General features: G+C 63.3%; 6 protein-coding genes. 4 read left to right on the forward strand and 2 right to left on the reverse strand.

Annotated elements, in window-relative coordinates; genetic code table 11:
- The coding region (locus RWT78_RS27615; RefSeq protein ID WP_314682367.1) for a TIGR03617 family F420-dependent LLM class oxidoreductase at positions 1-606 on the reverse strand (606 nt) is incomplete at its 3' end.
- Positions 603-1,178 carry a hypothetical protein gene (locus RWT78_RS27620; protein ID WP_039972689.1) on the reverse strand — a complete coding sequence of 192 codons (576 nt, stop codon included), beginning with the start codon at positions 1,176-1,178 and terminating at the stop codon, positions 603-605. The genes RWT78_RS27620 and RWT78_RS27615, both read right to left, overlap by 4 nt.
- 262 nt (positions 1,179-1,440) lie before the next feature.
- On the opposite strand from RWT78_RS27620, the gene dnaK reads away from it, so the two are divergent.
- Genes dnaK through RWT78_RS27640 form a run of 4 tightly spaced genes read left to right on the forward strand, consistent with a single transcriptional unit; the run spans position 1,441 to position 5,489 of the window.
- Entirely contained in the window at positions 1,441-3,294 is a 1,854-nt protein-coding gene (gene dnaK, locus RWT78_RS27625; RefSeq protein ID WP_003944365.1) for a molecular chaperone DnaK, read from the forward strand.
- Positions 3,291-3,887: a nucleotide exchange factor GrpE gene (gene grpE / locus RWT78_RS27630; RefSeq protein ID WP_283569029.1), complete on the forward strand. Its 597-nt coding sequence runs from the start codon at positions 3,291-3,293 to the stop codon at positions 3,885-3,887. Before dnaK ends, grpE begins: the two co-directional genes overlap by 4 nt.
- Positions 3,888-3,909: 22 nt before the next feature.
- Complete coding sequence (dnaJ, locus tag RWT78_RS27635; RefSeq protein WP_003944329.1) at positions 3,910-5,082, forward strand: molecular chaperone DnaJ; 1,173 nt, start codon at positions 3,910-3,912, stop codon at positions 5,080-5,082.
- Positions 5,079-5,489 (forward strand): heat shock protein transcriptional repressor HspR, encoded by a 411-nt coding sequence (locus RWT78_RS27640; RefSeq protein ID WP_003944355.1) that lies wholly within the window; start codon positions 5,079-5,081, stop codon positions 5,487-5,489. Before dnaJ ends, RWT78_RS27640 begins: the two co-directional genes overlap by 4 nt.
- Positions 5,490-5,642: the final 153 nt, after the last annotated feature.

A 5,642-nucleotide genomic window follows, 5' to 3' on the forward strand; every position in this document is an offset into this window, starting at 1 on the left:
GTGAAGACCGGCATCGACGGCCGGAAGTGTTCGTTCGAGGAAATGACGTTGCGTGTGGAACGGCATGACCAGTAGTCCGTCGGCCACCTCGGCAGCCGTCCTGGTCATCACCGGTCCGAGCGCACCCATCAGGATGGGCGGCGGCCCATAGGGGTTGGGGCCGGGATCGAACGTCGGAGGCATCAACGTGTGGGTGAAGAACTCGCCGCGGAAGTTCAGCGTCGAGGTGTTCTCCCACGCAGTGAAGATCGCCTTGACCGCTGCGACCGTCTCCTTCATGCGGGCCGCCGGACGCGACCACGTTGCGCTGTAGCGTTTTTCGATGTGCGGTTTGATCTGCGATCCGAGACCCAGTCGAAAGTGGCCGCGACTGAGCAACTGCAGGTCGTTGGCCGAATGCGCCAGATGCATGGGACTGCGGGGGAATGCGATGGCGACGTTGGTCATCAGGTCGAGGTCGACGGCCGATGCTGCTTCGACGAGCGGGAAGAACACGTCGTGTGGTCCCTCGAACGTGAACAGGCCACCGGCGCCGGTCTCCGCGAGTTCACGGCTACGAGCAGCGCCCGCGCCCGGCGCGGAGTCCAGTTGTACGTGAACCTTCATCGGCGTCCCCGCAGCCAGGTGCTGACACCGGGAGCGAACGGAGCGATCGCCGCCACCGCGACCAGGGCGCAGTAGAGAATCGGACCCCATCTCAGAACTCCGGCGCCGATGTCTGCTGCGCCGTCGACCAGAGACATGAAGCCGAGTCCGGCCGCGATGCTCACGACTCCCACGATCGCCGTCATCACCCGCCCGGCGTTCTTGCGTGCGCGGAGGAGTTGAAGGCTCATGAGTGCGAGCAGGACCAGGACGAGAGCGCCGCCGCCGCTGCCGGCGAGTACGACGGTCACGGCATCGGAGATGTCGGTGGACGAGTATCCGGGATTGTCGCGCGCAGTCGATTCTTCGAGAGCCGACCGGACGTCGTCGAGGCTGGTGACTACCACTCCGGCGATTCCGGCCAGGACGACGAACGAGCCGATCCAGGCAGAGGTGGACAATGTCACGGCTTTGGGTGTCTCGTCGCTCGCTGCAGGTCGGAGCGGCCGAACCGAGACGTCGGGTCGCTCGGGTGCCGGGCGTGGAGGTGACGGGCGAGGAGGTCGCGCGGGAGAATTGTCGGGATCGGTCACCGGCCGATCGTAGCCATTCGGAGAGATTCGGAAGTGATGTGGCGCACTTTTCCGGCTTTTCGGGGAAGGCGGGAACAAATCTACGTGGGCTGTAGTTGACCATTTCGACAAGCTTGAGCGCCCTCGGCTCAACTTCAAGTTGACTCCCGGCCACGGTCGGAGGCAAACTTGAGCGGAGGACGCTCACCAAGCGAAAAGCTCGCGGTCATGTTCGAGATCAACCACTCGGGCAGAGAACCGCAGAACGAAAGGTAGGAACACTATGGCTCGTGCAGTCGGTATCGATCTCGGTACGACCAACTCGGTAGTTGCAGTGCTGGAGGGCGGCGAGCCCGTAGTGGTCGCCAACGCCGAAGGCTCACGTACCACCCCCTCGGTGGTCGCATTTGCCAAGAACGGCGAGGTTCTCGTCGGTCAGCCCGCGAAGAACCAGGCAGTCACGAACGTCGACCGCACCCTCCGCTCCGTCAAGCGCCACATCGGCACTGACTGGAACGTGGAAATCGACGGCAAGAAGTACACGCCGCAGGAAATCAGCGCCCGCACGCTCATGAAGCTCAAGCGTGACGCGGAGGCTTACCTCGGCGAAGACATCACCGACGCCGTCATCACCGTCCCCGCGTACTTCGAGGACGCACAGCGTCAGGCAACCAAGGAAGCCGGCCAGATCGCCGGCCTCAACGTCCTTCGTATCGTCAACGAGCCCACCGCGGCTGCACTGGCATACGGACTCGACAAGGGTGACACCGAGCAGACCATTCTGGTCTTCGACCTCGGTGGCGGCACCTTCGACGTCTCCCTGCTCGAAATCGGCGACGGTGTCGTCGAGGTTCGCGCAACCTCCGGTGACAACCACCTCGGTGGCGACGACTGGGACGAGCGCGTCGTCGCTTGGCTGGTCGACAAGTTCAAGGCTCAGAACGGCATCGATCTGACCAAGGACAAGATGGCCCTGCAGCGTCTGCGTGAGGCTGCGGAGAAGGCGAAGATCGAGCTCTCCAGCTCGCAGAGCACCTCCATCAACCTCCCGTACATCACGGTCGACGCGGACAAGAACCCGCTCTTCCTGGACGAGCAGCTCACCCGCAGCGAGTTCCAGAAGATCACCTCCGACCTGCTCGATCGCACCCGTGCGCCGTTCCAGGCAGTGATCAAGGACAGCGGAATCGCCGTCAAGGACATCGACCATGTCGTGCTCGTCGGTGGCTCCACCCGTATGCCGGCCGTCTCCGATCTGGTTCGTGAACTGACCGGTGGCCGTGAGCCCAACAAGGGCGTCAACCCGGACGAGGTCGTCGCCGTCGGCGCCGCACTCCAGGCCGGTGTGCTCAAGGGTGAGGTCAAGGACGTTCTGCTCCTCGACGTCACGCCGCTTTCCCTCGGCATCGAAACCAAGGGTGGCGTGATGACCAAGCTCATCGAGCGCAACACCACGATCCCCACGAAGCGTTCCGAGACCTTCACCACCGCTGACGACAACCAGCCTTCGGTGCAGATCCAGGTCTTCCAGGGTGAGCGCGAAATCGCTTCGCACAACAAGCTGCTCGGCTCCTTCGAGCTCACCGATCTGCCGCCCGCCCCGCGTGGCGTTCCGCAGATCGAGGTCACCTTCGACATCGACGCCAACGGCATCGTGCACGTGACGGCGAAGGACAAGGGCACCGGCAAGGAAAACACGATCAAGATCCAGGACGGCTCCGGTCTGTCCAAGGAAGAGATCGAGCGCATGGTCAAGGACGCCGAGGCTCACGCCGAGGAAGACAAGGCCCGTCGCGAAGAGGCAGAGGTCCGCAACCAGGCCGAGTCGCTGGTCCACCAGACGGAGAAGTTCGTCAAGGAGCAGCGTGAAGGTGAGAACGCGGGCAAGGTCTCCGAGGAGATCCTGACCAAGGTCGAGGCAGCGGTCAAGGACGTCAACGACGCCCTGGCAGGCACCGACATCGCTGCAGTGAAGACCGCAGTGGAGAAGCTGGGCACCGAGTCGCAGGCTCTGGGCCAGGCCATCTACGAGGCTTCCGCTGCAAACGAGGCCGGAAACACCGACGGCGCAGGCAATGACGACGACGTCGTCGACGCCGAGGTTGTCGACGAGCCCACCGACTCGGACAAGAAGTGACCTCGGACAACTCCGAGAACAACCCGGTCGACCCCGAGACCGGTGCACAGGGAGAGGCGGCGGGGGAATCCCTGCCGCCGCTCGACTCGGAAGACACAGGGGTAGTTCAGGAAGCAGAGTCGATCGTGGAGGAAGCATCCGCCACCGATCAGCTCGCCGAACGGACTGCGGATCTGCAGCGACTTCAGGCGGAGTTCACCAACTACCGTCGTCGCGTCGAGCGTGACAAGCAGGTCATCAAGGAAACCGCGCGGGCTTCGGTCATCACCGAGCTCATCGGAATTCTCGACGACCTGGATCGCGCTCGGGCACACGGTGACCTCGAATCGGGTCCACTGCGTGCACTCGCAGACAAACTCAACACGACCCTGACGGGTCTGGGTTTGACCGACTTCGGCAGCGAGGGTGACGATTTCGATCCCGCACTCCACGAAGCGGTGCAGCATGAAGGCGAAGGCCACGACCCGGTACTCGGGACGGTCATGCGCAAGGGATACAAGCTCGGCGACCGGGTCCTTCGGACCGCGATGGTGGCCGTGACGGACCGGGTAGGCGACAAGCCTGCAGACGGTTCAGAACAAGAAGCGAAGTAAGAGTGAGAGGAGGAGACGCCCAGTGAGTCAACGGGAGTGGATCGAGAAGGACTTCTACAAGGAGCTGGGCGTCTCGTCCACCGCGACGGCCGACGAAATCAAGAAGGCGTATCGCAAGCTGGCTCGGGATCTTCATCCCGACGCCAACCCTGACGATGCGAAGGCCGAAGAGCGTTTCAAGTCCGTCAGTGAAGCTCATGCCGTTCTGTCTGATCCGGACAAGCGCAAGGAGTACGACGAGGCTCGGCGCCTCTTTGCCAGCGGCGGCTTCGGCCCCCGCGCGCAGGGCGGCGGCGGATTCAACCCCGGCGCTGGTGGTTTCGACATCAACGACCTGTTCGGCGGCGGGGCCGGTGGGCAGGACTCGGGTCTCGGAGACATCTTCGGCGGATTGTTCAACCGCGGGGGAGCGGGCCAGCGAACAGCTGCGCCCAACCGCCCGCGTCGAGGCAAGGATCTCGAGACCGAGACGACGCTCGCCTTCCGTGAAGCGGCGCTCGGTGTCACTGTCCCTCTTCGTCTGACCAGCCCTACGTCGTGCACCACGTGTCACGGCAGCGGCGCAAAGCCGGGCACCAGCCCGCGAGTGTGCCCACATTGCAACGGAACCGGCGTGGTCAGCCGCAACCAGGGCGCCTTCGGATTCAGTGAGCCGTGTGACGATTGCCGGGGAACCGGCTCGATCATCGACTCGCCGTGTGAAGACTGCCACGGTAGCGGCGTCACCAATCGCACACGGACCATCACGGTTCGCGTGCCTGCCGGTGTGAGTGACGGTCAGAAGATCAGACTCAAGGGCAAGGGCGAAGCGGGACTCCGCGGCGCTCCGGCCGGCGACCTGTTCGTCAACATCCGCGTCAAGCCGGACAGTGTCTTCGGACGCAACGGCGACGACCTGACACTGACGGTTCCGGTGAGCTACGGCGAGCTGGTGCTGGGAACGACACTGTCCGTGCCGACTTTGGAAGGCCGTGTCGGAGTGAAGGTTCCGGCTGGAACGGTGGACGGACGCATTCTGCGAGTTCGCGGACGCGGTATCCCCAAGCGGCCGGACGGTGCCGGTGACCTTCTGGTCACGGTCAAGGTATCCGTTCCGCAGAAGTTGGACGACCCGGCGATCGAAGCGCTGAAAACCTATCTCGAAGCCGAGAAGGCGAGCGGGTTCGATCCACGGGCCGGGTGGGCCGGTGCATGATGACAGAGCGACCGCAGAATCAATGGGATGCGACGGTCGATCCTGACGCTCAGATCTTCGTGATCTCGGTGGCAGCCGAGTTGGCCGGAATGCACGCGCAGACTTTGCGTAATTACGACCGACTCGGGTTGGTCACCCCGCATCGAACCACCGGTGGCGGACGACGCTACTCCCCGCGTGATGTTGCGCTTCTTCGTGAAGTGCAACGGCTTTCGCAGGACGAGGGAGTCAACCTTGCCGGAATCAAACGAATCATCGAACTGACCAACCAGGTCGAGGCTCTGCAGCATCGCGTCCGCGAATTGGCCGAGGAGATCGCGAAAGTCCATGCGGGCTATCGCCGGGATCTCGTGCCGATTCCGCGCAACAACGCGTTGGTGGTCTGGAAGCCCCGCAACCAGCGATAGTCGGACCTTTACACAAACGGCTCCACGCCCTGTCGGATTCATTTCGTAGAATGCGCCCGGGCGTGGAGCCGTTTCGGGGTTTACACCCAGCCGGAAGAGATATGTCGACGCCGCCTAAAAGTGCATATCGTTCGCGTCCATGAATACACTTTT

Origin of the sequence: uncultured Rhodococcus sp., from assembly GCF_963525155.1 — a bacterium.
GTDB lineage: Bacteria > Actinomycetota > Actinomycetes > Mycobacteriales > Mycobacteriaceae > Rhodococcus_F > Rhodococcus_F qingshengii.

Coding starts and splice junctions, on each gene's coding strand:
- dnaK (WP_003944365.1), top strand. CDS start 1,441: ATGGCTCGTGCAGTCGGTATCGATCTCGGTACGACCAACTCGGTAGTT.
- RWT78_RS27640 (WP_003944355.1), top strand. CDS start 5,079: ATGATGACAGAGCGACCGCAGAATCAATGGGATGCGACGGTCGATCCT.